General features: G+C 69.9%; 24 protein-coding genes. 14 read left to right on the top strand and 10 right to left on the bottom strand.

What is annotated here, in order from left to right; all coding sequences use genetic code 11:
- Positions 1-159: 159 nt before the first annotated feature.
- The 5 genes from IQ210_RS34800 to IQ210_RS34780 form a co-directional block, all read right to left on the bottom strand.
- Positions 160-750, bottom strand: a complete 591-nt coding sequence (locus IQ210_RS34800; RefSeq protein ID WP_194083165.1) for a TetR/AcrR family transcriptional regulator — start codon at positions 748-750, stop codon at positions 160-162.
- Between the two features lie 753 nt (positions 751-1,503).
- Positions 1,504-2,157 carry a DsbA family oxidoreductase gene (locus IQ210_RS34795; protein ID WP_194083164.1) on the bottom strand — a complete coding sequence of 218 codons (654 nt, stop codon included), beginning with the start codon at positions 2,155-2,157 and terminating at the stop codon, positions 1,504-1,506.
- Between the two features lie 93 nt (positions 2,158-2,250).
- Complete coding sequence (locus IQ210_RS34790; RefSeq protein WP_194083163.1) at positions 2,251-2,655, bottom strand: nuclear transport factor 2 family protein; 405 nt, start codon at positions 2,653-2,655, stop codon at positions 2,251-2,253.
- Positions 2,656-2,803: 148 nt separating this feature from the next.
- The gene (locus IQ210_RS34785; RefSeq protein ID WP_194083162.1) at positions 2,804-3,742 is read right to left on the bottom strand and encodes a cyclase family protein; all 939 of its coding nucleotides are present in this window, start codon (positions 3,740-3,742) and stop codon (positions 2,804-2,806) included.
- Between the two features lie 45 nt (positions 3,743-3,787).
- On the bottom strand, positions 3,788-4,525 hold the full coding sequence (locus IQ210_RS34780) for an SDR family NAD(P)-dependent oxidoreductase (RefSeq protein WP_194083161.1): 738 nt from the start codon (positions 4,523-4,525) through the stop codon (positions 3,788-3,790).
- A gap of 121 nt (positions 4,526-4,646) precedes the next feature.
- Between IQ210_RS34780 and IQ210_RS34775 the strand changes: the two genes are divergently transcribed.
- Positions 4,647-5,240, top strand: coding sequence for a TetR/AcrR family transcriptional regulator (locus IQ210_RS34775; protein WP_194083160.1), 594 nt, complete (start codon positions 4,647-4,649; stop codon positions 5,238-5,240).
- A gap of 257 nt (positions 5,241-5,497) precedes the next feature.
- Here the strand turns inward: IQ210_RS34775 and IQ210_RS34770 are convergent, their stop codons facing one another.
- The 4 genes from IQ210_RS34770 to IQ210_RS34755 form a co-directional block, all read right to left on the bottom strand.
- The gene (locus IQ210_RS34770; protein ID WP_194083159.1) at positions 5,498-6,283 is read right to left on the bottom strand and encodes an IclR family transcriptional regulator; all 786 of its coding nucleotides are present in this window, start codon (positions 6,281-6,283) and stop codon (positions 5,498-5,500) included.
- A gap of 65 nt (positions 6,284-6,348) precedes the next feature.
- A complete protein-coding gene (locus tag IQ210_RS34765; protein ID WP_194083158.1) occupies positions 6,349-7,191 on the bottom strand; it encodes a fumarylacetoacetate hydrolase family protein in 843 nt (280 codons plus the stop codon).
- Positions 7,188-8,822 carry a bifunctional 3-(3-hydroxy-phenyl)propionate/3-hydroxycinnamic acid hydroxylase gene (locus IQ210_RS34760; protein WP_407699734.1) on the bottom strand — a complete coding sequence of 545 codons (1,635 nt, stop codon included), beginning with the start codon at positions 8,820-8,822 and terminating at the stop codon, positions 7,188-7,190. The genes IQ210_RS34765 and IQ210_RS34760 overlap by 4 nt, the downstream gene beginning before the upstream one ends.
- Positions 8,823-8,860: 38 nt before the next feature.
- Positions 8,861-9,355, bottom strand: coding sequence for a VOC family protein (locus tag IQ210_RS34755; RefSeq protein WP_194083156.1), 495 nt, complete (start codon positions 9,353-9,355; stop codon positions 8,861-8,863).
- 189 nt (positions 9,356-9,544) lie between these two features.
- Here IQ210_RS34755 and IQ210_RS34750 point away from each other — a divergent pair, with 189 nt between their 5' ends.
- The 10 genes from IQ210_RS34750 (at position 9,545) to IQ210_RS34705 (ending at position 21,518) form a co-directional block, all read left to right on the top strand.
- Complete coding sequence (locus IQ210_RS34750) at positions 9,545-11,014, top strand: benzaldehyde dehydrogenase (RefSeq protein ID WP_194083155.1); 1,470 nt, start codon at positions 9,545-9,547, stop codon at positions 11,012-11,014.
- A gap of 34 nt (positions 11,015-11,048) precedes the next feature.
- The gene (locus tag IQ210_RS34745; RefSeq protein ID WP_228048935.1) at positions 11,049-12,557 is read left to right on the top strand and encodes a carotenoid oxygenase family protein; all 1,509 of its coding nucleotides are present in this window, start codon (positions 11,049-11,051) and stop codon (positions 12,555-12,557) included.
- 5 nt (positions 12,558-12,562) lie between these two features.
- A complete protein-coding gene (locus IQ210_RS34740) occupies positions 12,563-13,444 on the top strand; it encodes an SDR family oxidoreductase (RefSeq protein WP_194083154.1) in 882 nt (293 codons plus the stop codon).
- Positions 13,441-14,205, top strand: a complete 765-nt coding sequence (locus IQ210_RS34735; protein WP_322657373.1) for an SDR family NAD(P)-dependent oxidoreductase — start codon at positions 13,441-13,443, stop codon at positions 14,203-14,205. Before IQ210_RS34740 ends, IQ210_RS34735 begins: the two co-directional genes overlap by 4 nt.
- Before the next feature lie 31 nt (positions 14,206-14,236).
- Entirely contained in the window at positions 14,237-15,916 is a 1,680-nt protein-coding gene (locus tag IQ210_RS34730) for a thiamine pyrophosphate-binding protein (protein ID WP_194083153.1), read from the top strand.
- A 76-nt stretch (positions 15,917-15,992) separates the two neighbouring features.
- Positions 15,993-16,532: a VOC family protein gene (locus IQ210_RS34725; protein WP_194083152.1), complete on the top strand. Its 540-nt coding sequence runs from the start codon at positions 15,993-15,995 to the stop codon at positions 16,530-16,532.
- A gap of 232 nt (positions 16,533-16,764) precedes the next feature.
- Entirely contained in the window at positions 16,765-18,387 is a 1,623-nt protein-coding gene (locus IQ210_RS34720; protein ID WP_194083151.1) for an ATP-binding cassette domain-containing protein, read from the top strand.
- Positions 18,384-19,583 carry an ABC transporter substrate-binding protein gene (locus tag IQ210_RS34715; protein WP_194083150.1) on the top strand — a complete coding sequence of 400 codons (1,200 nt, stop codon included), beginning with the start codon at positions 18,384-18,386 and terminating at the stop codon, positions 19,581-19,583. The genes IQ210_RS34720 and IQ210_RS34715 overlap by 4 nt, the downstream gene beginning before the upstream one ends.
- Before the next feature lie 55 nt (positions 19,584-19,638).
- Positions 19,639-20,499, top strand: coding sequence for a branched-chain amino acid ABC transporter permease (locus tag IQ210_RS34710; protein ID WP_194083149.1), 861 nt, complete (start codon positions 19,639-19,641; stop codon positions 20,497-20,499).
- The gene (locus tag IQ210_RS34705) at positions 20,496-21,518 is read left to right on the top strand and encodes a branched-chain amino acid ABC transporter permease (protein WP_194083148.1); all 1,023 of its coding nucleotides are present in this window, start codon (positions 20,496-20,498) and stop codon (positions 21,516-21,518) included. The genes IQ210_RS34710 and IQ210_RS34705 overlap by 4 nt, the downstream gene beginning before the upstream one ends.
- A gap of 243 nt (positions 21,519-21,761) precedes the next feature.
- Here IQ210_RS34705 and IQ210_RS47560 read toward each other — a convergent pair whose 3' ends face one another.
- The gene (locus IQ210_RS47560) at positions 21,762-22,343 is read right to left on the bottom strand and encodes a TetR/AcrR family transcriptional regulator (protein WP_322657368.1); all 582 of its coding nucleotides are present in this window, start codon (positions 22,341-22,343) and stop codon (positions 21,762-21,764) included.
- Positions 22,344-22,514: 171 nt separating this feature from the next.
- Between IQ210_RS47560 and IQ210_RS48550 the strand changes: the two genes are divergently transcribed.
- The 3 genes from IQ210_RS48550 (at position 22,515) to IQ210_RS34690 (ending at position 24,983) form a co-directional block, all read left to right on the top strand.
- Positions 22,515-22,757, top strand: a complete 243-nt coding sequence (locus IQ210_RS48550) for a hypothetical protein (protein ID WP_407699733.1) — start codon at positions 22,515-22,517, stop codon at positions 22,755-22,757.
- Between the two features lie 166 nt (positions 22,758-22,923).
- Positions 22,924-23,511: a TetR/AcrR family transcriptional regulator gene (locus IQ210_RS34695; RefSeq protein ID WP_194083146.1), complete on the top strand. Its 588-nt coding sequence runs from the start codon at positions 22,924-22,926 to the stop codon at positions 23,509-23,511.
- Positions 23,508-24,983, top strand: a complete 1,476-nt coding sequence (locus tag IQ210_RS34690; RefSeq protein WP_194083145.1) for an FAD-dependent oxidoreductase — start codon at positions 23,508-23,510, stop codon at positions 24,981-24,983. Before IQ210_RS34695 ends, IQ210_RS34690 begins: the two co-directional genes overlap by 4 nt.
- The last annotated feature ends 16 nt before the right edge of the window (positions 24,984-24,999 follow it).

Genomic DNA, 24,999 nt, shown 5'->3' with positions numbered 1-24,999 from the left:
GAAGGAGGGGCGCCTTGAGCACGGGGCCGTCATTGGCCGGGCAGGGCGCGGGAAGCCGACAGCACGGGGAGGCCGAAGGCGGGGAAAGTGGGTGGTGCTTGGTGATGTGCATGCGCCGACGGTGGGGAAGGTCGGCGCGTAAGGACCCGGGGGGATGGGTCAGATGCCGAGGGCGGGGAAGACCAGGGCTTCCATGAACCGCCTCGAGTCAGCGCGAGACAGAGTCGCTTCGCTGATCAGCGGACGAGCGATGGAGACGCTGGCCAGCATCGACGGGACGAGATCAAGTGCCGGGTTGTCCGGGGCGACTTCACCTCGGTCGACGCCGCGTCGGAGGATGGCATGGATGTCGTCGAGGATGGGGTCGAGCATCACCTCTCTCAGGGTGTGACGGAGTTCGGGGTTGTCATAGATCGCGTGTCCCACGCCCAGGTGCACGGCGGCACTCTGTGCGTGCTCCCCGTTCTGGGACTGGTCGGCCAGCGCGTACAGGTCGCCGCGCAGCGAGCCGGTGTCGATCGTGTCGATCTGCCTCGGCCTGTGGTACTTCATCGCGGCGGCGACCAGCTGCGGCTTCCCACCCCAGTCACGGTAGAGCGTGGCCTTGCTGAACCGTGCCCGGGTGGCCACGGCCTCCATCGAGAGCGCCTCGTATCCGACCTCGCGCAGGAGGTCGAGCACAGCGTCGTAGAGCTGCGCCGCACGCAAGGGGGTGAAGCGGCTGCGGCGAGCCGTCGATTGCTCGGTCATGACCCGCCCCATCCCTTCGCAAAACGGTGCCGTTCTCTTTGGATGGCATCAGCCTAGCCAGGCGCCAGAGAAAACGTCACCGTTTCCAATGTGACCCGCACCACATTTACGGGGCACGGCGGACAGAGCTCCTCGTTCCGGCTTGGGATGACTCGGCCCCTGAGGACGCGTGCTCGGCGTCTGAGATGGGAGAAGGGCTCTCCACTGTCAGGCCTGGCGGCTGAGTCCGCTGGCGGTAACAGTCAGCGTCGTCACTCGACCTGCACCAAAAACCATCCCCCGCTGCTGCTTGGCCGCATGACGGCATGCGCGTCACGCCCGCGCCCTTAAGACGGAGGTCCAGCCTGGACATTCGGTCTCACCAGACACGGAGCGCAGTAGGGCCCTGGGGAGGATGAGGGACCAGCGGCCGCGGGGACCAACCGAAGAATTCGGACCCTCGTTCGTCAACGTCAGCAAGCGGGAGATCGGCGGACTCATCCCCGATGCCGCTGCGTGAAGTGTGCCATTGTCTGACTCCGTTCGGCACGGGCCCTCTGCTCTCCTGCGTCCGTAGGCAGCAGGCAGTTCATGCGCCGCGTTCAGTCGGGAAGGCAACCCGCTTCGTCTGCACCGGGCGGACGCTCTCCGAAGGAGGCCAGGTCCGGGGCATGGGGCTCCGAGGCGATGCTGCAGATTCCGGTCTCCGCATCGCACCAACCGCCGGCCGGCCCGGTGTCGATGAGCTGCAGCGGCGGCGGGGCGGACGGCGTGTCAGGCATTGACGAGCTCCCATGCCTGGTCGATGGCGTCGGTGTACTGGCGGACGCCGGCCGTGCCGGGTATGCCGAGCCGGTTGCCGAGGACGGTGAAGGGGACGCCACGTGCGCCCAGGGCCACCGCGGCGGCGTGGTCGGCCTGTACAGCGGCGGCATAGCGGTCGCTCGCGAGGACGTCGCGGATCTCGTTGCCGGGGACACCCAGTCCCTCGCCCAGGCGGATCAGCGTCTCGTGCTCAAAGGTGTCGGCGTTGCCGCTGCCGAACAGTTCGGCGTGCATCGCCGCCATGTACTGCCAGCCCACACCGTGCTCGTTGCCGAGGTGGACCAAGCGCAGCATGTCGAGGGTGTTGCGCACGGGTCGGTCAAGAACGTAGGGCAGGCCGTCGGCGGCGGCCTGCCCGGCCACCTCACTTTCCATGGCCCGCGCCTGGTCGGGGGTGACCCCGAACTTCCTGACCCGGTACTCCGGGATCCACGAGACCTCGGTGGGGACGTTCGGGTCGAGCTGCCACGTGTGGATCTTCAACTCGATCTCGGCCGCGTACGGGGACCGCGCGACCGCGGTGCTCAGACGATGCTCACCGACGTAGCACCAGGGGCAGAGCACATCGGCCCACATGTCTATCGTCAATCGGGGAGATGCCATCTCAGGAACCGCCTTCCATAGCGTGAACAGGGTTTCTACTGCTGTGTCTGCCGCCCGGAATCCACCGGCGCAGGTGTCTGACGTGGCAGGCGTTCAGTGGGCCACCAGGACGTCGTGGGCGTGGAGGGTGTCGAGGTACTCACGGATGCGGTAGATCCTGCCGTCCTGCAACTGGAAGACGAAGACCAGCCGCTGGTCGTAGACCTTCCCGGCGGCGGAGACTCCGCGGCTCGCGACCTCCGCCACGACCCGGTCGTCCTGTGCCGTTGTGGAGGTGACCTGGATCTCCACACCGTTCGGCAGGGCCTGCCCCACCCGGCCCAGCAGCTGGAGGACCTCGTCCTTTGTGTGGGGGCCGGCTGATGGGTACTGGTCGGGCTTGCCCGACACCCACCACACCGCCTGCTCATCCAGCAGGGTCAACGCATCCTGCGCGTTCCCTGCGGCGAAGCGTTCGAAGAACTGCAGCACCACAGCGGTGTTGCCGGTTGTTTTCATGGGACCTCACTCCTTGCTCGATGCCCGTGGAGGGACGGCCCGAGGGTCGAGGGGGCAGGGCCGTCCGTCTACGGGACGATGGGTTTCACTGAGGGATGGCTGACGCTCGCCAACGGCCTCACGAGCCCGGTCGGCCGACTCGCGGCCGCTACTTGAGGGCGATGGGGGTGATGGGCGATCCGACCGAGCCGGTGATCTTGAGGCCGGGGGCGCACAGGAGGAACTCCCAGACGTCGTCCTGGGCGCAGTCGGCGGCGAGGGCCTCGAAGTCCCACATCTCGCCGAGGGTGAGGCCCATGTCCCGGATCGCTACCTGGTGGAATGGGGCGTAGGTGCCTTCGACGGGGGACGGGTAGACCTCGACGGCCCAGTTGTCCACGGCGACGGCGGCGACCTCGCGGTCGTACAGCCAGCGCAGAGTATCCAGGCCGAGACCGGCCTCGTTCTCGCCCATGTAGTGGTCGCGGTCGCCTTCGGCGAACCACCGGTGCCACCCGGTGCGCACACAGAGGATGTCACCGGACTCCACACGTACGCCCTGGCGTTCCTCGGCCGCCGTCAGGTCGGCCGCGGTGACCTCGTAGGAGTCCGCCAGGCGGTCGACGCCCTTGAGCGCGGCGATATCCAGGAGCACCCCGCGCGAGATGGGACGTCCGGCCACTGCGGCGAAGGAGTCCCGAGAGGCGCCGGTGAAGTTGTTGACCGCGGCGGCCGGGACGTTGTTGTAGAAGTGGCCGCCGTATCCCATGTGGGCGAGGCCGTCCCACTGGGTGGCCGCCTGGAGGCTCATGACCACCAGGTCGTCGGTGCCGAACATGCCGTCGGGGGCACCGGCGCTGTCCGAGGGCACCAGCGTCATCATGTGCTGGGGGTTGTTGCGGAAGGTGTTCGGGCCGGCCGGGCCCTCCTTGCCGAACGACATGCCCAGGTCGAAGGTCTTTCCTGTCCTGACCAGCTGCGCGGAGGCGACGCGCTTGGCGGGCGTGATGAAGTTCAGGGTGCCGATCTCGTCGTCGTCGCCCCACCGCCCCCAGTTGCTCAGCTCCTTGCCGAGTGCGTGATGCGGCCAGGTCGTGATGTCGGTCATGGGTTTCTCCTCAAGAAGGCTTTGAAGCCGGTTTGTTGGTGGTGGTCATATCTGGGTGTGGCCGCCGTCGACGACGAGGTCAAAGCCGGTGGTGTACCGGTTGTCGTCGGCGGCGAGAAACAGCACCGCCGCGGCGATCTCCTCGGGCCTGCCCAGACGGCGCAGGGGCACCATGGCTGCGAGGGCGGCGCGCAGAGCGTCCGGGTCGTCCTGGGTGTCGAGCGCGGGCGTGTCGATCGGTCCTGGGCTGACTGTGTTCACCCGGATCCCGCGCCCTTTCAGCTCACTCGCCCAGGTGCGGGCGAAGGAGCGGATGGCGGCCTTGGTGGCGCTGTAGACGGTGCGCTCCGCCGCTCCGTTCAGGTGTCCGGCGGACGCCATCAGGACGACGGAGCCGTTGTCGTTGAGCAGTGGCAACGCCTTCTGCACGGTGAAGAATGTGCCTCGGGCGTTGATGGAGAAGAGCCGGTCGAAATGCTCTGGCGTGACCTGGGCCAACGTGGCCTGCTCACCGCGTCCGGCGTTGGCGACGACGATGTCGACGCCTCCCCGCTCGCGCTCGACCTGCTGCCAGAGCCGGTCGAGATCCTCCAGGCGGGATATGTCCACCTGCACGGCTGTGACGTCGCCGCCGATCTCGGCCCGGGCCCCGACCAGTTCCTGGGCGTCGAGACCGGTGATGTACACGTGCGCACCCTCGGCGACGAACGCCTTGGCGGTCGCCAGGCCGATTCCGCTGCTTCCGCCGGTGATGACCGCGGTCTTGCCGTCCAGTTTGCCCATGACGGGCACCCCTTACTTTCAGTTTAGCGATCGCTAAAGCGGTGAACAGCTACACTGTAACGACCACTAAAGTGAATGTGCAACCGGGGCCGCACAGGAGCCGGACGAGAATGGAGAGGCCATGCCCAGGGGAGGCAGCAAACGTGCTTTTGACGAGGAGGCCGCACTGGATGTGGCTTTGGAGCTGTTCTGGCGCCAGGGCTACGAGGGCACCTCGATCGCCGACCTGACCGCGGCGATGGACATCCGGCCGCCGAGCCTGTACGCGGCCTTCGGCAACAAGCAGCAACTCTTCGAGAAAGTGCTGGACCGCTATGCCCAGGCGCGCTCGCCTCTTTCCCGTGAGGCGCTGGCGCAGCCCACGGCGCGCCAAGTGGCATTGCGGCTACTGACTGGGCTGGTCGAGGCGTACACCACACCGGGCAAGCCCCGTGGCTGCCTGACCGTGCAGGCAGGACTAGCCTCCGGCGAGGACGGCCGCGCGATCGTGGAGGTGCTCAAGGCCGCGCGCGACGACTACCGGCGGGCCGTCCAGGACCGATTCGAAAAGGCCGTGGCGGACGGCGACCTGCCCGCCGACACCGACTGCAAGACCTTGGCCCGCTTCCTCATGGCCACCGCCGAGGGCCTCGCCGTCAACGCCGCCTCCGACGCACCCCGCGAGGAGCTGATGGCCGCGGCCGTTCTCGCCGCCCAGGTGGTACCCACCGGCTGACAGACAACCAGGCCGGAGTCCGCACCCGTTCTCGGCAGCGACCAGTGTGTGCCCGACCGAGGCACGGCCCGTCGTCACGCGAGAAGGCAGAACTCGGCGACGATTCCGGTCCCACCATGAGGTGTTCCGGTCCGCCGCCCACTCGGGCCTCCCCCGAAGCGGCCGACGGCGCAGGTCGAACGCCGGTTAGGCCGTCCGGTCGGACCGCGCTCGGATCAGGTGAAGGCCCCGAGCGGCGGACTCCGGCAGGAACGGGGTCATCCGGCGACGACGGCCATCCGGTCGCTGATCTCCTGTGCGGTGGCGAGGACCTTCTGGGCGATCTCCGCCTCGGCCTCCGGGTACACGCGGGAGGCGAGGGCGGCGACGCTGACGGCCGCGACCACGTTCTTGTTCTCGTCCCGGATCGGGGCGGCGATGCCGACCACGTCGGGGTCGAGTTCGCCGCGGGTGACGGAGTAGCCGATGCGGCGGATGCGGCCGAGGCGTTCCATCAGCGCGTCGACATCGGTGAGGGTGGCCGGGGTGAACCGCCGCATTTCGGCGTTCTGAAGCAGGCGGCGGGCCTCGTCCTCCGGGCTCCAGGCCAGCAGCACCAGGGCGGAGGCACCGGCGTTGATGGGCAGAGCGCTGCCGCGCTCGTAGGAGATGCGGACCGCGCGGGTGCTCTCCGCGCGGTCCACGCACACGACGAGGTCGCCGGTGCGGCGGGTGAGCAGGACCGTCTCGTGCGTCTCGACGGCGAGGTCCTCCATCGACGGCATGGCGACTTCGGAGAGGCCGTAGCTGCGGCGGGCCAGCCGGGCGATCTCCAGCACCCGCAGGCCGAGCCGGAACCCGCCGCCGGGGGCCTCTTCGAGGAAACGTCCGGCGACGAGGCTCTGGAGGTAGCGGTAGGCGGTGGAGCGTGCCACGCCGAGCCGCTCGGCCACGGCCGTCCCGGAGACGACCAGATGGACGTCGTCGAACATGGTCAGGATGTCGAGTGCCCGGTCGGCCGTGGAGTTGCGGTCGCGATAACTGGGGGACGTGTTTCCTGACATGCGAGACACTGTAGCGGGTAGGCGCGGCGTGGTGGAGGCCGCGCCCGGCCGTCCGCCCTTCCGGTCTACAGCCGGTCCTTGAGGACGGTGTTGCGCAGTTCCCCGATGCCCTCCACTGCGGTGACGAGTTCCTGGCCGGGGCGCAGGAAGACCTTCGGGTCGCGGCCGGCGCCCACGCCGCCCGGGGTTCCGGTGAGGATCAGGTCACCGGGCAGCAGCGTGATGATGGTGCTGATGTAGGCGATGGTGTCGGCCACGTCGAAGAGCAGGTCGGCGGTGTTGGACTTCTGCATGGTGTGGCCGTCGACACTGCAGGAGATGTCCAGTCCCGAGGCCCCGGGCGGCAGTTCGTCCGGGGTGACCAGAACGGGGCCGACCGGGGTGGTGGCCTCGAAGGTCTTGCCGGAGAGGAACTCCCGGGTGCGGTGCTGCCAGTCCCGCACGGTGACGTCGTTGGCGACCGTGTAGCCGGCCACGTGCTCCAGGGCCTTCTCACGCGGTACATGGCGGCCACGCCGTCCGACGACGACTCCCAACTCGGCCTCCCAGTCGAGGTCGTCGCTGACCGGCGGCATGTGGATGTCATCGTGGGCGCCGACGAGCGAGCCGTCGTACTTGGCGAAGAGGGTGGGGTGGGCGGGGGTCGGGCGGCCCATCTCCCGGATGTGAGTGGCGTAGTTGAGGCCCAGGCAGACGATCTTGTTCGGGTGCGGGACGAGCGGGGCCAGCGAGGCCCCGGCCAGCGGCAGGCGCTCGCCGTCTGTGGTGGCCGCCCGTTCCTGCCAGTCGTCGCCCGTGGCGAGCAGCGCGCCGATGTCGGAGTGGGGCAGCAGGACGAGTTCGTCGCCTTCCTGCCGTGCGGCGGCGGTGTGACGGCCGTCGGCGAGGCGGACGGTGCTGAGTCTCATCGGGGCACTCCCTGGGAGTCGTGCTGGATATCGGGATCGAGGTCGAGGTCGGCGTCGTCCGTCCTGGGACGGGCGGCGAAGGACCTCAGCTGCGCTCCGACGTCCGCGGCTTTGTCGGAGGTGAAGACTGCGGCCACCAGCCGGTCGGGGCGTACGAGGACCAAGGAGCCGGTCAGCCCGGTGAAGAGGGCGTCGAGCCGGCCGTCGGCGTCGGCGATCCCCGCGCGGCCGGCTCGGTCACGCGGCGCGCGGTCGTCGAGGTGGACGTCCACGGCGGTGGCGTCGGGGAGGCCAGACCGCGCGACGGCCGTCCAGTCGACGTCGGTGACGTCGATCCCGAGCAGACTCCAGCCCTGTCCGAGCACGTCGTCGAGCCGACTGAGCCGGTGGCTCGGACCTCGCAGCACCCGCGGCTGGGGCAGCATCGTGCCGACGAGTGCACGGCCCGGGCCGTCTGCGTGGAGCACGGCACCCGCGCGGACGCGGGCGTCGGGGCGGTAGCGCATCTCGGTCAGGTAGCGACGTCCCGGCGGGGTGAGCATGGCCGTGCGCACCAGCAGGTCGCGCAGGAGGGCACGGGGGCGGTTGGTGGTCATGACGACGCGGCCGAGGCGTACGGAGAGGTCGATCATGGCCCGGGCGTGCGGGCGGCGTTCGGTGTCGTACGTGTCGAGCAATGCGTCACCCGCCCGGCCCGCCAGGACATCGGCGATCTTCCAGCACAGGTTGGCCGCGTCCCGCAGACCGGAGTTGAGGCCCTGTCCGGCGAACGGCGGCATCATGTGCGCGGCATCACCCAGCAGGAAACAGCGCCCCTCGCGCAGCCGGTCGGCGAGCAGCGCGTGGAAGCTGTACGTGACCGCGCGCTCGATTTGCCCTGGAGTGATCTCCCGGTAGGGCCGCAGGAGTTCACGTACGAGGGCGAGCGGCGGAGGCGAGCCCGCCGCACACTCTCCGGGCTTCAGCCGGAACTCGTAACGGCAGCGGCCGTCCCGGCCTGCGACGATGACCACGGGCCGGTCGGGGTCTCCGTGGTGCATACCGAATCGCTGGTCGTGCGTGTCCTCAAGGGTGTCGACCACCAGCCAGACATCTGGGAAGCTGCGCCCGCGCATGGGGACGGACAGCAGGTCGCGCACGGTACTGCGGCCGCCGTCGCAGCCGAGGAGGTACGCGGCCTCCAGCTCCTCCACCGGCCCGTCCTCCCCGCCCGTACGGAGCGAGGCGCGCACCCGGCCGGGCTCCTGGGTGAGATCTGTCAACCGGGTGCCGAAGCGGACTTCAACGCTCGGGAGCCGGTCCAACTGCTCCCGCAGCACTCGCTCCAGGTCGGGCTGGGCGAAGGGGTTCTTGAAGGGGTGTCCGAGGCGCTGGTCGCCGGTGCCGCGGGCGTGCAGGAGGGGCCGTCCGCCGACGCCGAAGTACCGCGTCCCGGTACCCGGCACGATGATCGGGTAGACCGCCTCGTCGAGGCCGTCGGCCGACTGCAGGGTGCGTAGCGACTCGTCGTCCAGGCTGATCGCTTTGGCGTCGTTGCTGGTGGTGGCGTTGCGTTCCACCAGCACGACCCGTATCCCCCGGGAGCCCAGCAGATGGGCGGCCGTCAGTCCGGTCGGGCCGGCGCCGACCACCAGGACCGGCGGCGACGGGGACGTCGTGGGCACGGCGGTCACTGGACCGGCTGGTAGGCGGGACCGCCCTCGGTCAGCAGCCGCTCGACCTCGGCGAAGATCTCGTCCGGGGACTGGTCGAGGTCGAGGGACTTGCGGAAGGGCTGGCGCACGTCGCGCTCCAGCCGCAGATAGACCTCGTTGCGGTTGCCCTCGGGGTCGAAGAAGTAGATCCCGATGGCATTGCCGTGGGTCACTTCCTGCTGGACCTCGATGCCCTCGGCGCGGAACCGGTGGTGGAAGTCGATGACCGTGTCCAGCGAGTCCACCCGCCATGACACCTGGTGGGTGAGCTTGGCGCCGGGAGGTGCGGTGCGGCCCCGCTGGAGGACGAACTCGTGGTGCTCCTCCTCTGGGCGCGCGGAGAAGAAGACGATGCCGCGCTCCTCGTCCTCGTCGGTGACGGTCAGGCCCAGGACCCGCTCGTAGAAGTCGCGCATCGTCTCCAGGTCGTCGACCCAGAGGCCGGTGTGACCCAGTCCAGTGATCGCCATATTGATGTCTCCTTTAGCGGGACTATAGTTTTGCTTAATAGGACACTAGGGTGAGGGATGGACCGAGGTCAACCGGGCGAGATCGCAGCCGCATACCTCTTGACGCCACAGCCCCCTTCGAGGCAGCGTCCTATATAACGCTATTAAAGTCCGAACATACGGGACATCGAACTGTGGGAATGGGACACCATGACGCTTTTGGACAGCAGTACCTGGGAAGGCCGCGTCTTCTCCGGATCGGGTGAGTGGATCAGCGGCTCGGGCGAGGTCTACGACGCCGTCGAGCCGGCGACGGGCAAAGCGCTGGGCCGCGTCGGCTCCGCCACGCCCGCCGACGTGGACCGGGCGGTGGAGCGGGCGGTGCGGGCCCAGCGGGAGTGGGCGGCGCGGCCGTACTCCGACCGGGCCGCCGTACTGCGCCGCGCCGCGCGCCTCTTCGAGGAGCACCAGCAGGAGATCGAGACCTGGCTGATGCGGGAGTCCGGCGCGATCCGGCCCTTCGCCGCACTCCAGGTCACCAGTGGTGGTGCGGAGGAGTGCCAGGAGGCCGCCGCCCTCGCTGGGGCACCGTACGGCGAGCTGCTGCGTTCCGGACAGCAGCGGCTGTCCTTCGCCCGCCGCCTCCCGGTCGGGGTCGTCGGTGTCATCGCGCCGTTCAACGTGCCGATCATCCTGGCCATGCGGGCCGTCGCCCCGGCACTCGCCCTGGGCAACGCGGTCGTCCTCAAGCCGGACCCGCGCACCGCGATCAGCGGTGGCGTCGTGTTCGCCCGGATCTTCGAGGAGGCGGGCCTGCCGCCCGGTCTGCTGCACGTCCTGCCCGGCGGCGCCGACGTCGGAGCGGCCGTCGTCGAGCACCCGCGGATCCCTGTCATCGCGTTCACCGGCTCCACCCGGGCCGGCCGCGCCATCGGTGTCGCCGCAGCCCAACATCTCAAGCGGGTCCACCTGGAACTGGGCGGCAACTCCGCGCTCGTCATCATGGACGACGTCGACCTGGACAAGGCCGCCTCGGTGGGCGCCTGGGGGTCCTTCGTGCACGCCGGCCAGATCTGCATGGCCAGCAGCCGCCACCTCGTCCACGCCTCGGTCGCCGACGAGTACACCGCCCTGCTCGCCCAGCACGCCGACGCGCTCCCGGTCGGCGACCCGACCACCGAACAGGTCGCCCTGGGACCGGTCATCGACGCCGGCCAGCGCGACACCGTCCACCGCATCGTCACCGAGTCCGTCGGGGCCGGGGCCCGGCTGGCCGCGGGCGGCACCTACGAGGAGCTCTTCTACCGGCCGACCGTCCTGACCGACGTACCGCTCACCGCTCCCGCATACGCCCAGGAGATCTTCGGGCCCGTGGCACCCGTCGTCACCTTCCAGAACCTCGACGAGGCCGCCGACCTGGCCGCCGGGACCGAGTACGGACTGTCCCTCGGCATCCTCACCCGGGACGTCATGAAGGGCCTGGCCCTCGCGGAGCTGATCCCCAGCGGTCTGGTCCACATCAACGACCAGACGGTCAACGACGAGACGCTCATCCCCTTCGGCGGGGTCGGCGCCTCCGGCACCGGGGCCCGCCACGGCGGCACAGCCGCCAACCTGGAGGCGTTCACCGAACAGCAGTGGGTCACCGTACGCGGCGAACTCCCGCACTACCCCTTCTGACCGCCCCGCCCCACAGAGCCGCACGGAGAGTTCCATGCCCCTGGACCCCATGACCGTCGTCCCCCGTCCGACCGCCCAGCCGCCTACCGAGGCCGACTGGTCGACCGGCAACAAGTTCCTGCGCGGCCCCTTCGCGCCTTGGACGGAGGAGAGCGAGGCGTACGGCCTGGAGGCGGACGGCGAGATACCGGCCGACCTCGCGGGCGCGCTGTTCCGCGTCTCCTCCAACCCCCGCTTCCAGCCCCGCAACACCGACCGCTACCACTGGTGGGAGGGCGACGGCATGGTGTGCGGGATCTACCTGCGCGAGGGCAGGGCCGCCTACCGCACCCGCTGGGTCCAGACCGACTCGATGAAGGTCGAGGTGGAGGCCGGGGAGGCGATCTACAGCGGCTTCGTCAACGGCGGCACTGCGGGTCGGCTGCCCGAGGGCGCACCGCGCGCCAAGAACGTGGCCAACATCAACGCCGGCCTCTTCGACGACCACCTGATCGTCTACTTCGACGGCGGCCTGCCCCACGCGCTGAATCCCGAGACGCTGCGCACCCTCGGCACGTACGACTTCCACGGCGGCATCGACGTCCTGTGCACCGGCCACTACAAGACCGACCCCGACACCGGCGACATGCTCTTCTTCGCCGCCACCGGGCCGGTCATCACCTGGTACCGGGCGGACGTGAAGACCGCCGAGATCATCGACTCGCACTCCTTCGACATCGGGGTGCCGGTCCTCATGCACGACTTCGCGGTCAGCGACACGTACGCGGTCTTCTTCGTCACCCCCGCGCAGTTCCGCCTCGACCTGGTGGCGCGGAGCCTGCCCGGCGTGGTCTGGGACGAGGACTCCCTCGAACACGGCGTCCAGATCGTCCTGATGAACCGCCACACCCACGAGGTCACCTGGCACGAACTCGGCGGCCACTGGGCCAACACCCACTTCTACAACGCGTACGAGCAGGACGGCGAGCTGATCGTCGACGGGCACCGGATCAGCCGTCTCGGCAGCCCTGTCGACCGCCTGTTCGCGCCGCTGGGGTCCCATGAGTGGTTCCCGCCGGCCCTGCCCTGCCGCTGGCGCGTCGACCTGGCGACCGGACGGGCCACGGAGGAGATGACCAGCGGCGTCTTCGGCGAGTTCCCCAAGATCAACGACGCGTACACGGGCCGGCCGCACCGCTACGGCTACTTCGTCACCACGCGCGGCCTGGCGGAGGACACCATGTCCGACGGCCTCGCCCGCCACGACTACCTCCTCGACCGCACCACCGTCGTCGAGGGACCGGACGGCCTGACCAGCCCGAGCGAACCGGTCTTCGTCGCCCGCGAGAACGCCCGCGCCGAGGACGACGGCTACCTTCTCTCCCTGTGGTGGAACCGCGCCACCGACCTCAGCGAACTGCTGATCCACGACGCGGCCGACCTGCGCCGCACCCCGCTCGCCCGGGTCAAGCTCCCCAGCCGGGTGCCGTTCGGCTTCCACGGAAGCTGGGCCGACCACGACGTTCTCGACCGGGCCATCGCCGCCCACCACAGCGACGGCTGACGGCCGTGCGAGACCTGGCGGGCAAGACCGCCTTCATCACCGGCGGGGACAGCGGCATCGGTCTCGGCGTGGCACAGGTGCTGTGCCACGCCGGAATGAACGTGGTCATCTGCGGCGTCGTCACGGAGACGCTTCAGAGCGCGCAACGCGAACTCGCGCGTATCGGCAAGGCCGAGGCCATCGAACTCGACGTACGGGACCGGGAGGCGTTCGCCGCCGTCGCCGACCGACTCGACGCGGGCTACGGCGGTGTGGACGTGCTGGTCAACAACGCGGGCGTCGGCTTCCTCGCACCGGTGGCCGAGGCGAGCTTCGACCAGTGGGACTGGGTGCTCGACATCAACCTCACGGGCGTCTTCAACGGCATCCGGACCTTCCTGCCGCGCATGCTGGCCGCCGACCGTCCGGGGCACATCGTCTCGACCGCGTCGATCGGCGGGCTGCTCGGCACCCCGGGAGCGCTCTACGTGGCCGCGAAATTCGGTGTGGTGGGGCTGATGGAGGCGCTGGCGGCCGAACTCCGGGACACCCAGGTCAGCGTGTCCGTCCTGACACCGGGAATCGTCCGCACCAACATCCACCAGGGCCCGCCGCCTCCTGGCGGGCCGAGGCCACATGCTCCGGGCGCCCTCGCCGAGACCGACCTGCACCAAACGGCGATGCTTCCGCGGGAAGTCGGCGAGCAGGTCCTGCTGGCGATACAGGAGGAAAACCTCTACGTCCTGACCCACGCCGAGCACCGGGACCTGCTCGCCCGGCGGTTCGACGCGATCCTCGCGTCGGTCCCCACCACACCGGAGAACCCGCACCGTGCCGCGGTGGAGAGGTCGGTGCTCGCCAACCCGGTCTACGACGAGGTCCTGGCCGCCGCGGAGGCGCGACGGTGACGGCGCACGGCATGGAGGGATCGGTCGTGCTCGTGACCGGCGCCGGCTCGGGCATCGGGCGGGCGGCGGCAGGACTGTTCGCCGAGCGGGGTGCGGCCGTCGTCGCCGCGGACCGCTCCGAGTCCGGCGCGGACACCGTCGCCGCCATCACGGCGGCGGGCGGCAGGGCCTTCTTCGTCCAGGCGGACGTGTCGGTCGAGAAGGAGGTCGAGAACATGGTCGCCGCAGCGGTCGACACCTACGGCGCTCTGGACGCCGCGTTCAACAACGCGGGCATCGCGCCCCCTGTCGGCCCGATCGAGCGGCTCAGCAGCGAGAGCTGGGAGCTGTCGGAGTCGGTCAACCTGCGTGGCGTGTGGCTGTGCATGAAGCACGAACTGGCCGTCATGGTGCCTCAGGGCCACGGCACGATCGTGAACACGTCCTCGGTCGCCGGCCTGGTGGGCAATCCGGGTGGCGGGGCCGCGTACTCCGCGTTCAAGCACGGCGTCGTCGGGCTGACCAGGTCCGCGGCCGCCGAGCACGGACGGCACGGCATCCGGGTCAACGCGATAGCCCCGGGCCTGACCCGCACCGGAATGCTGCGGCGTCTGGAGGAACACGAGCACCTCGACGCCGAGGGCGCCGCCGCGGCTACTCCGCTCGGCCGTGTGGCGCAGCCGCGGGAGGTCGCCGAGGCCGCGTACTGGCTCGCCTCTCCCCGCTCGAGTTTCGTCACCGGTCATGTCCTGGCCGTCGACGGCGGCGAGACCTGCGTCTGACGCACTCCGACATCGGGAAAGGAAACGTTCCATGCCTCTCGTGTCCGGCGGCGACCTCGTCGTCCGCCTCCTGCAACAGGCCGGTGTGGACCGGATGTTCGGCATCAACGGCGCGCACATCGACGCCGTCTACCAGGCCGCGCTCGACCACCGGCTGGCCATCGTGGACACGCGGCACGAGATGAACGCGGGCCACGCGGCCGAAGGGTACGCGAGGGTGCGCAACGCCCTCGGCGTCGCACTGCTCACCGCGGGCGGCGGGTTCACCAACGCCGTGACGTCGATGGCCAACGCTCACCTCGACCGCACTCCCGTGCTCTACCTCGCCGCGTCCGGGCCGCTCGCCGACGACCAGACCAACACCCTGCAGGCGGGCCTGGACCAGGTCGCGATCGCGACACCCGTCACCAAATGGGCACACCGGGTGACGCGCGCGTCGCTGATCCCCCGCGTCCTGGCCCGCGCGATCCGCACCGCGCTCGCCGCACCACGGGGGCCCGTGCTGGTCGACATCCCCTGGGACGTGCTCACCGAGCGGATCGACCTGCCCGACCTGACCCAGGAACTCCTGCGCGGCGGCGACCACGGGCCGGGACTCTCACACGCCGGGACGGAGCAGGTCCTGGACCTGCTGGCACAGGCCCGGAGACCGGTGATCATCGCCGGTTCCGAAGTCCCGCGATCCGGCGCCGCCGGTGAGCTACGGACGTTCGCCGACCGACTGGGCATTCCGCTGATGGCGGACTACGAAGGCCTCGGCGCGATCACACCCAGCACCCTGAACTTCGGCCTGCTCCAAGGGCTTAACGGCCTGCCGCCCGGAGGCGAACCCGACCTGGTGATCATGGCGGGACTGCGGTTCGGCCTGACGACCGCGCACGGCTCGGGTGCGCTGATCCCGCGTACGGCGCGTGTCGTTCAGATCGATCCCTCCGGTGGCGAACTGGGACTCCTGCAGCCGGTCTCCCTCTCGGTCGCCGCCGATCCACTGCCGGTGTTCCAGGAACTCAACCGGGCGCTCACTCTCAGGCAGGCCGCCGACCCCGATCCGACCGGCTGGCAGGCCACCCTGCGGGCACACCTTCGACGGAGGCGCGAAGCCGTGGCCTCTCAGGTGGTCCCCGACGAGCGCGTACACCCCTATGACGCCGTGTGCGCCATCGCTGCGGCCCTGCCCGAGGGGTCGGTGGCCGTCGCCGACGGCGCGCTCACCTATCTCTGGCTGTCGGAAGCGATCTCCGAGGCTCCGGTGTCCGCGTTCCTCTGCCACGGCTACCTCGGTTCCATGGGAGTCGGCATGGGCGTCGCGCTCGGAGCACAGGCAGCCGTGGCTCCCGGCACGAACGTCGTCCTGGTGACCGGTGACGGGGCCGTCGGCTACAGCCTCGGCGAGTTCGACTCCATGGTGCGCGCCGGACTCGCAGTACTCGTCGTCGTGCTGAACAACCGGGCGTGGGGCGCCACTCTGCACGCGCAGGAACTCATGCACGGCGAGGACCGGGTGGTCAACAACCGGCTGGAGAACGGCTCCTACGCCGCCGCCGCGCTCGCCCTCGGCGCGGACGGCTACCAGGTGCGCGCCCTCGACGAACTCGCGCCCGCCCTCGCCAAGGCCCTTCTGAGCGGGCGGCCGTCCTGCGTCGAGGTCCATGTGAGTCTCGACCCCATACCGCCGGAGGAGCGGGTGATCATGGGCGGCAGCCCGTTCTGAGTGCGCCTTCTCCCCACGCGTCCGACACCCCGGAGCCACCCGACCGTGGCGGCTCACGACTCGTCAGGGAACTTCCATGTTGTTCGACTTCGGCCAACCGACCGACGGCCTCATCCAGATGGCCTTCGTCGTCGAGGATCTCGACGCGGCGATGGCCCGGTTCAGCGAGAGTTTCGGGGTGGGGCCGTGGACGGTCCTGCGGGACTTCGCGGGCGAGGACCCCCGCTACCGGGGCGAGCCCACCCAGGCACGGGCGCACGTGGCGCTCGGTTTCGGCGGGCACATGCAGTACGAACTCATCCAGCCCGCGGACGAACTCCCGTCGGTGCACCGCGACGTGATCGTCGAACGGGGATACGGCTTCCACCATTTCGGCTGCGCCACAACGGCCTTCGACGCAGCGGTGGAGGCGATGCGCCGCAAGGGCTACGAGGCCGTGTTCACCGCGTCCGTCGGGCCCGATTCCCGCGTCGCCTACTTCGACACCCGTGACGTCCTTCCCGGCATGACCGAACTCATCGAGGCGAGCCCGGGCCTGGACGCGACCTTCACCGCGATGTACAGGGAATCCCTTCGCTCCACACGTCTTGGGAAACAGGACCTAAGTCCTCAATAAAGGGACTATCAAGAACCCAGGGGATGACGTGCGCGCGGGACCCAGGGGCCCCACCTGACGGACCGCCGCTCACTCAGCCATGGGCGCCGCCGCCTAACTCGTTATTCAACGTCCCATTAATTAGGACTAGCGTTTCGACATGAGGGACCGTACGCTTCGGCGAAGTTACGGTCAACCACTCGCCGCATGACACCGGGGGCGTTCCCGGTGCGCGGCGGTGAGGAGCCACGGCGTGAAGAAACTGGATGCTGAGACCACCCCCGAAGCACGGCCGAACCCAGACACCCTCTCCGGGGCCCCTCTCCAGGTACGAGGACTCTCCAAGCGATTCGGCGGCGTCACGGCTTTGGACGGCGTCGACCTCTCGGTGGCCTCCGGAGAAGCGGTCGCCGTCATCGGCCCCAACGGCGCCGGAAAGAGCACCCTTCTCAAGCTGATCTCCGGCGTCCACCGCCCCACCGAAGGAGAGGTGTGGCTGGGTGAGCAGCGGCTGGACCGCATGCCGGCGCACCGCATCACCCGCAGCGGCATCGCACTGGCCCACCAGGTCCCGCGGCCCTTCCACGGCCTGACCGTCCGGGAAAACGTACGGGTCGGGGCCATGGCGAGCCGCCCCCATCCGCACCCCGGAGAGATCGACGAGATTCTCGCTCGGTGCCGCCTGGACACCAAGGCCTCCCGTCCCGCCGACTCCCTGCGCGTCCTGGACCTGAAGCGGCTGGAGGTGGCCCGGGCCCTGGCCACCCGTCCCCGGGTGCTCATGTTCGACGAGGTCGCGGCCGGGCTCGTGGGCCGCGAGCTGGACGAGGCGATCGACCTGATCCGCCAGGTCCACGACCAGGGCATCACCGTGCTTCTGGTCGAGCACATCGAACGGGTGGTACGGGAACTCGTCGACCGCGTCCTGGTGCTCAACTGGGGCCGCCCCCTGGCCGAGGGCACACCCGCGGAGATCGCCACGAACGAGGAGGTGCGGGCCGTCTACCTCGGCGACGGCGACAGGGCTCAGGCTCCGCCGGCGCGCACCGCGGCCACCGGGCCGGCACCGGACACCGCTGCCGTGCTCGCTCTGGAATCGGTCAGCGCCGGATACGGCGACATGGTCGCCCTGCGGGACTTCTCGATGCGCGTCGAGGCCGGACAGATCGTGACCGTGTTGGGTGCCAACGGGGCCGGCAAGTCGACGCTCTGCGCCACGATCATGGGCGCGGTCCAGGCGAGATCGGGATCCGTGCACGCCCTCGGCCAGGACATCACCGGCATGGCCACTCACCGGCGCGCGCGTCTGGGCATCGCCCACTGCCAGGAAGGCCGCCGCATCTTCACCGGCCTCTCCGTCGCCGAGAACCTGATGCTCGGCGCTCCGCTCGCGCTGGCCAAGGACGAGGTGCGCGGCCGTATGGAACGCGTCCACGCGATCTTCCCCGTGCTCGCCGAACGTGCCACCCAGCAGGCCGGCACCATGTCCGGCGGCCAGCAGCAGATGCTGGCCGTTGGACGTGCCCTGATGGCCGACCCCCAGGTGCTGATCTGCGACGAGATCTCGCTCGGCCTCGCCCCCGTGGCGATCGACGCCCTGTACGGCGCGCTCGCCGAGATCAACTCCCAGGGCGTCGCGATCGTTCTGGTGGAGCAGAACGTCAAGCGGGCGCTGGGTATCGCCGACCACGCCGTGGTGCTGTCCCGGGGCCGCGTCTCGTACACCGGCGATCCGGCGGGCCTGCTCAGTGACGAGGCCCTGGACGCCGCCTACTTCGGCACCACCGACGACACCACCCCGGAAGCAGGTTCCTACTCGCTGCTCGCCGCCCCCGTTTCCCGACCGCTCAGCGCCTCCGAAGGAGACCCCTCGTGATCAGAACCACCCACCGCCGCGCCTACGCACTCGCCGGTGCCGCACTGCTCGCCGCCGCGGCCGGCTGCGCGGGCAACGCCTCCAGCAGCAGCGGTTCCAGCAGTGATGACGGCCCCATCGTCATCGGGACGAGCATCTCGCTGTCGGGCAACACCGTCCTCAACCAGATACGCGACGGCTACCTTCTGGCGGTCGAGCAGGCGAACGCCAAGGGCGGCCTGGAGGTGGGCGGGAAGAAGCGGAAGGTCGAGCTGAAGGTGCTCGACAACCGCAGCGACACCAACACGATGATCCAGCAGGTGCGTTCCCTGGTGCTCACCGACAAGGCCGTGGGGCTGCTGGGGTCGTGCTGCCAGCAGAACATCGACATGCAGGGCCAGGCCGACGCGCTGAAGGTGCCTCTGGTGATGGGCGCCCTGCCCATCGAGCTGCTGCCTAAGGGCAAGGGCTACACCTGGGACTCCTTCCAGTCGCTCGCCGACGGGGCCAAGGACTTCTTCGAGGTCGCCGCCGGGGCGAAGACCAACAAGAAGACGCTGATCGTCACCAACAACGACGCCCAGGGCATCTCCACGGGAAAGCTCTGGGCGGGCACCGGCGAGAAGGCCGGCTTCGCCATCGCCGCCACCAAGTCCGTCCCCACCGGCACCACGGACTTCTCCGACGTCATCAAGGCCGGGACCTCCTCCGGCGCGCAGGTGCTGATCGCCTCGATGACCCCGCCGGACTGTTTCGCGATGTGGAAGCAGATGAAGGCACTGGCCTACAAGCCCAAGCTCGCCATCGGTCTGCAGTGCGCGCAGACGCCCGGCTGGGGATCCCTGGGCAAGCTCGGCAACGGCACCCTCGTCCAGCTGAACTGGTCCGACACGGCCGGGCTGCCGGACACCGACCTCATCGTCAAGAAGTACGGCAAGAAGTACACCAATCTCACCGACCTGGGCTCGGTCGCCCTCGGACTGCACGAGGCGACCATCCTCATGGACGCCATCTCGGCCGCGGGAAGCACCGACGCCGCTGCCCTCAACAAGGCCCTCGCCAAGAGCACCACCGTCTCCGCACAGGGCCCCGTGAAGTTCGTCGACAACAAGAGCGTGAGCCCCACCTTCATCGGTCAGTGGGAAGACGGCGCCATCAAGCAGGTCTGGCCGGCCAAGGGAGGATCCCCGCTCGCCTCCCTTTCCGGGCTCGGCTGAGGCCCGGCATGAACGCGCTGCGACCCACCACGAGCGTGAGCGAACGGAGCACATCGTGAGCCTCGACGTCCTGGCCGCCGGTATCCTCGCCGGCGGCCTGTACGCCCTGATCGGGCTGGGCATCTCCCTGGTCTTCGGCGTACTGGGCCTGATGAACCTGGCCCACGGCGAACTCGTCATCGGCGGCGCCTACCTGGCGTCCCTGCTGGTAGTGGACTCCGGCTGGGACCCGCTCCTGGCCCTGCCGCTCACCATGGCAGGCGTCGCCCTGATCGCCTATCCCCTCCAGCGGTATCTGCTCACCCCCCTCCTGCGAGGGGACAAGAGCGCACCTCTGGTGGCCACCTTCGGGCTGTCCCTGCTCGCCCAGGCACTGTTCCAGGGCGGGTTCGGCACCCACCCCAAGAGCCTGCCCGCCCCGTACGCGACCTCCGGCATCTCCGTCCTCGGCCTGCGGATCCAGACGATCTACCTGATCGCCTTCGGGCTGACCGTCCTCCTGTGCGCCGTCACCCACCTCGTCCTGACCCGCACGCGCGCCGGCAGCGCGGTCAGGGCAGCCTCGGCGGACCCGGCCACCGCCGCCGTGCTCGGCATCAACGTGCCCAAGGTGTACGCCATGACCTTCGCCGGCGCCGCCGCCCTGGCCGCGGCAGGCGGAGTCCTGACCGGCGTCGCCCAGAGCTTCACGCCCAGCAGCGGGATGCCGCTGCTGCTGACCGGCATGGCCGTGATGGCCCTGGCCGGCATCGGCAGCGTCGGCGGGGTCTTCCTCGCCGGCGTCGCGCTCGGCGTCCTCCAGTCGGTCAGCGTCCAGCTGTTCGGCGGCGGTATGCGTGACGTCGTCGTCTACCTCGCCTTCTTCCTCGTCCTCGCCATACGCCCCCAGGGCCTGTTCCGAAAGGCCGCTGGATGAAAACCCCGACCGTCCCCCGAGGGACTCCGAAGGCCCTGTGGCCCGCGGTCGCCCTCACGACCGTCACGATCGCCGCCTTCGCCTTCGCCCCGGTGCTCTCCCTCGGACAGCTGGACCTGGGCGTCACCCTGCTGACGTATCTGACGATCGCCCAGGCATGGAACGTCCTCGCCGGTTTCAGCGGCCAGATCTCCCTCGGCGCCGCCGCGTTCATGGCGAGCGGCGGCTACACGACCGCGCTGATCCTGATCCACACAGGTCTGCCCTGGCCGCTGGCCCTGCTCGGCTCGGGCATCGGCGCGGGCCTCCTCGCCCTGCTGCTCGCCGTACCGCTGCTGCGCCTGCGCGGTGACTACTTCGCCGTGGGCACGCTGGCCGTCTCCGTCGCTCTCCAGGCCCTGCTCAGCAACTGGAACTGGGCCGGCGGCGCCAGCGGCCTCACCCTCCCCACGGAGCGGATCCCCAGCGGCGGCAACCTCTACCAGATCGCGGTCCTCGTCGCCGCCCTCGCCATGGGGCTCGCCCTCTATGTCCGGCACAGCGCCTTCGGCCTGCGGCTCGCCGCCGTACGCGACCACGAAGCGGCGGCCGCCGGACTTGGCGTGTCGGTCTACCGCCACCGTCTCGCCGCACTGGTGCCCACCAGCGCGCTCACCGGCCTGGCGGGAGCGGTGATCGCCTTCCAGTTCGTCGTCATCTCCCCCGACGGCGTGGCGAGCGTGAACTGGAGCCTGAACGCCGTCCTCATGGCCGTGGTCGGCGGAGCGGGCACGGTGCTCGGCCCCGTCGTCGGCGTGGGCGTCGTCTACTACGGGCTGACCCGTGCGCTCCAGGACCAGCAGACCCTGTCCCTGGTCATCGAGGGCGCCCTGCTGATCGCCATCGTCCGCTTCGCCCCGCAGGGCGCCTGGCCCCTCATCTGCCGCGCCGGCCGGGCCCCGATCGCCCGCCGCCGAAAGCCCACGCCCGGTGCGGACACCGTTCCCGACGCCATCCCACGAACGCCGGAACATGTGTGACCGTGGTGTCATCGCCTTCGCCGCCGCGCCTCGTCCGACGACCGATGCGTCGGTGTGCGACGGTCACGACGTCGCCGCTCCCGGCAGCGGGCAGGATCCGGACGGCTCGCGGACGCTGTGGGTGGCGAGCCATGTCGCGGCTGCGGCACGCAGCACTGGGGGGCTGGTTCGTGCCGCAACCCCTGAGAGGCGATCAGTCGCCGCGTTCGAGAGCTCCGGCCGCCGAGCAGGCGCCGTCGTCCGTCAGCTCCGGCCGCCCCGCAGTCCGTCCTGGACGATCTCCCTGAGCACTCCGAGCCCGCCCGCTTCGCCTCGGTAGCGCTGCATGGCCATACAGCCCACCAGCAGAGCTCTCACGTCATCGACCGCGAGGCCCCCGCGTACCGCACCGACTGCCTGGGCCCGGGCGAGCAGGTCGCCGAACGTGTTCCGGAACCGCTTCTCGGCCTCGGGAGCGAGCACCGCGGCTGCGTAGCCCGCCTCGGCCATGGCCTCGGCAAGCCCCTTGTCCCCCGCACCCTCATCGACGCCCGCCCAGAAGAACGCGAAGAAGGCATCTCCTGGGTCACGGGTCGCCACGAGGTCGGCGGCCAAGGCGACCAAGTGGTCCAGCCGGTCCAGTACGACGGCTTCGAACAGGGCTTCCTTCGTAGGGAAGTGCCGGTAGACGGTCCCCGCGCCCACGCCGGCCCGCCGGGCGATCTCGTCGATCGGCACCCCGAAGCCCTCGGCGGCGAACACCTCGTGCGCCGTCTCAAGAACTCGGGCCCTGTTTCGCCTGGCGTCGGCACGCAGCGGTTTCACGCTCTCCTGGCTGGCAGACACGTCCACGCTCCTACCCCCTCCCCGGGACTGATGACTCCTGCCACCGCATGATCTCCCATCCGATGAAAGCGGAGCAATCGTTCCACCTCTTGCAAGCGGGGCGATCGTTCCGTATCTTAATCGGGGCGACCGTTCCGCATGTGGGGTTCGGCGCAGTGAGGGAGTGACGGGATGGCCAACTCGCGGACCGCCGAACGGTGGACCGAGACCGATGGGCCGGACCAGCGCGGTCGTACGGCCTTGGTCACCGGCGCCGACTCGGGCCCGGGCCCGGGATTCGAGACCGCACGGGCGCTCACGAAGCACCATGCCACCGTCGTGCTCGCCCGCGAGGCTCCCTGCCGATCGCTCCGTACGCCCACCACCGTCGTCAAGCACCGGCTGCGGACGGAGCCGGAGCGACTGAATACGTGACGGCCCTCCCTGCAGCGCACTGCTGACTGCCTGAACTGACCTCCCACACAAGGATGTTGAGTCAATCCACATGTCAGGCCAATTAGGAAAAGACATCGTGTCGTTTCTCAATTCAGAAGTGAGTCCCACGCCCGCGCCGGTCGAGTCGAGGTCTCCAGGTCGCCCGATGGACGTCCAGCGCGACGCGGCGTTGCTGGACGCGGCGCTTCAGCTGCTCTCCGAGGTGGGCTACGAACGGCTGAGCCTGACCGAGGTGTGCCGCAGGGCCAGGGCCAGCACGAAAACGGTGTACCGACGCTGGTCCAACAAGGATCAGCTGATGGCCGCCGCGTTGCGCAGGGCGGTGTCCCGGAGCGTGGACGAGCAGGTTCCCCTGACGTCTTCGGGATCCCTTCGCGAGGACCTGGTGCACAATCTGCTGCCGTCCGCGGTCCCGGAACAGCAGCTCACGCCCCAGTACTTCTCCGGACTGCTGGTCGCCGCGTCCGGTAGCGACGAAGTCGGGCGGATGGCCAAAAAGCTGTGCCGAATGCACCACGCCCGCGTCGCGGAGACGGTCCTGGGCTGGGCCCGGGAGCGCGGGGAACTCGGTGAGGGCGCTGACCCCGTACTGATCGCCGACCTCGCCCGGAGCGCGCTGATCCATCAGGTTCTGGTCGCCGACGGTGAGCTCGACGTCAGCTTCGTGGAGTCCTTCGTGGACCGTGTGCTGCTGCCGGTGCTGGCTCCCTTCCGGACGGGAGGTGCCCGGTGAGGATCAGCGTCGACCTGAACCGCTGTGAGGGATACGGGCAGTGCGTGTTCGCCGCCCCCTCGGCCTTCACCCTGCACGGCCTGGAGGCCCTGACCTACGTACCGAATCCCGCGGACGAGATGCGGGACGCCGTGCACCGGGCCGCCCTGGCCTGCCCGGTACGGGCCATCACCGTCGGCGTCGAGGACGAGCCGACCAGGGCTGCACCGCGCCAGGACCGGCATGTGGTCGTCGTCGGTGCTTCGCTCGCCGGGCTGAGGACTGCCGAGGCGCTGCGTGAGAACGGTTTCGCGGGCCCGCTGACAATCATCGGGGACGAGCCGCACCGGCCGTACGACCGACCGCCGCTGACCAAGGCGTGCGTCAGCGAGAAGCTGGCTCCCGACCTGCTCGAACTGCCGGTCACCCGACCACTGGACGCCCGCTTCCTGCTGGGCACCGCAGCGGTGGGGCTGGACACGGAGCGGCGGTCGGTCGTCCTGGCCGACGGCGGCACCGTCGGCTACGACACCCTGGTGATCGCGACGGGCACCCGCGCCCGCCCGTTCCCCGGCTGGGTGCCCGAAGGCGTCCTCACCGTCCGCACCCGCGACGACGCCGAGGATCTCCAGAGGCGCCTGGCCCGACAGCCGCGCCGGGTGGTGGTGGTCGGTGCCGGTTTCCTGGGCGGTGAGCTGGCCTCCGGCCTGCGCGAACTGGGGCTCCCGGTGACGCTGGTCGAGGCGCAGGCGACTCCCCTGCAGGGCCCGTTGGGCAGGACGGTGGGCGATGTGGTGGCCGGCCTGGCCAGGAGCACGGGCGTGGACCTGCGCCTCGGCACCACCGTCGACGAGTTCGTGGCGGACGAGAAGCACGCGTTGCGGCAGGTCCGGCTGTCGGACGGCGAGACGGTCGACGCGGATCTCGCGGTCGTCGCGCTGGGCGCCGTACGCAATGTCGAATGGCTGGCGGGCTCGGCCGTGTGCGCGGACGCGGGCGGGGTGCACTGCGACGAGCTGTGCCGCGCGCTCGATCAGGAGCGGCGCCCGCTGCCGGACGTGTACGCGGCCGGGGACATCGCCGCCCTGCCGCACCCCTTGTTCCCCGGCCGGCGTCTGTCGGTCGAGCACTGGGGCAGCGCTGTCACTCAGGCCCGTACCGTCGCCCACGACATCACCCGCGAGCCCGGCGAGGAACGGCTTCCCCACGTCGAGTTGCCGTCTTTCTGGTCCACGCAGTTCGGCGTCAACATCAAGGGCGTCGGTTTCCCCGGCGCCGCCGACCGGATCGCCGTCGTGCAGGGCACCCCCGGCCAGGGCTCCTTCAGCGTCCTGTACGGCCTGGGGGAGCGCACGATCGGCGCGGTCACCTTCGACAACGGCCGCAATCTCCACCACTACATCTCTCTCGTCCGCGAACAGGCGCCGTTTCCGCCCGGGTTCGCCACCAGCGACGAGAACACCTCCCCCGCGCTGCGGCCGATCGGCTGCTGACCCCTCGTTTCCCCCC

Source organism: Streptomyces justiciae (genome assembly GCF_015163075.1).
GTDB classification, from domain to species: domain Bacteria; phylum Actinomycetota; class Actinomycetes; order Streptomycetales; family Streptomycetaceae; genus Streptomyces; species Streptomyces justiciae.
This window is presented reverse-complemented; position numbering and strand designations above follow the sequence as displayed.

Excerpts from the sequence above, each read along its gene's own strand:
- IQ210_RS34800 (WP_194083165.1), bottom strand. The coding sequence starts at position 750 with ATGACCGAGCAATCGACGGCTCGCCGCAGCCGCTTCACCCCCTTGCGT.
- IQ210_RS34795 (WP_194083164.1), bottom strand. The coding sequence starts at position 2,157 with ATGGCATCTCCCCGATTGACGATAGACATGTGGGCCGATGTGCTCTGC.
- IQ210_RS34790 (WP_194083163.1), bottom strand. The coding sequence starts at position 2,655 with ATGAAAACAACCGGCAACACCGCTGTGGTGCTGCAGTTCTTCGAACGC.
- IQ210_RS34785 (WP_194083162.1), bottom strand. The coding sequence starts at position 3,742 with ATGACCGACATCACGACCTGGCCGCATCACGCACTCGGCAAGGAGCTG.
- IQ210_RS34780 (WP_194083161.1), bottom strand. The coding sequence starts at position 4,525 with ATGGGCAAACTGGACGGCAAGACCGCGGTCATCACCGGCGGAAGCAGC.
- IQ210_RS34775 (WP_194083160.1), top strand. The coding sequence starts at position 4,647 with ATGCCCAGGGGAGGCAGCAAACGTGCTTTTGACGAGGAGGCCGCACTG.
- IQ210_RS34770 (WP_194083159.1), bottom strand. The coding sequence starts at position 6,283 with ATGTCAGGAAACACGTCCCCCAGTTATCGCGACCGCAACTCCACGGCC.
- IQ210_RS34765 (WP_194083158.1), bottom strand. The coding sequence starts at position 7,191 with ATGAGACTCAGCACCGTCCGCCTCGCCGACGGCCGTCACACCGCCGCC.
- IQ210_RS34755 (WP_194083156.1), bottom strand. The coding sequence starts at position 9,355 with ATGGCGATCACTGGACTGGGTCACACCGGCCTCTGGGTCGACGACCTG.
- IQ210_RS34750 (WP_194083155.1), top strand. The coding sequence starts at position 9,545 with ATGACGCTTTTGGACAGCAGTACCTGGGAAGGCCGCGTCTTCTCCGGA.
- IQ210_RS34745 (WP_228048935.1), top strand. The coding sequence starts at position 11,049 with ATGCCCCTGGACCCCATGACCGTCGTCCCCCGTCCGACCGCCCAGCCG.
- IQ210_RS34730 (WP_194083153.1), top strand. The coding sequence starts at position 14,237 with ATGCCTCTCGTGTCCGGCGGCGACCTCGTCGTCCGCCTCCTGCAACAG.
- IQ210_RS34725 (WP_194083152.1), top strand. The coding sequence starts at position 15,993 with ATGTTGTTCGACTTCGGCCAACCGACCGACGGCCTCATCCAGATGGCC.
- IQ210_RS34705 (WP_194083148.1), top strand. The coding sequence starts at position 20,496 with ATGAAAACCCCGACCGTCCCCCGAGGGACTCCGAAGGCCCTGTGGCCC.
- IQ210_RS48550 (WP_407699733.1), top strand. The coding sequence starts at position 22,515 with ATGGCCAACTCGCGGACCGCCGAACGGTGGACCGAGACCGATGGGCCG.
- IQ210_RS34695 (WP_194083146.1), top strand. The coding sequence starts at position 22,924 with ATGGACGTCCAGCGCGACGCGGCGTTGCTGGACGCGGCGCTTCAGCTG.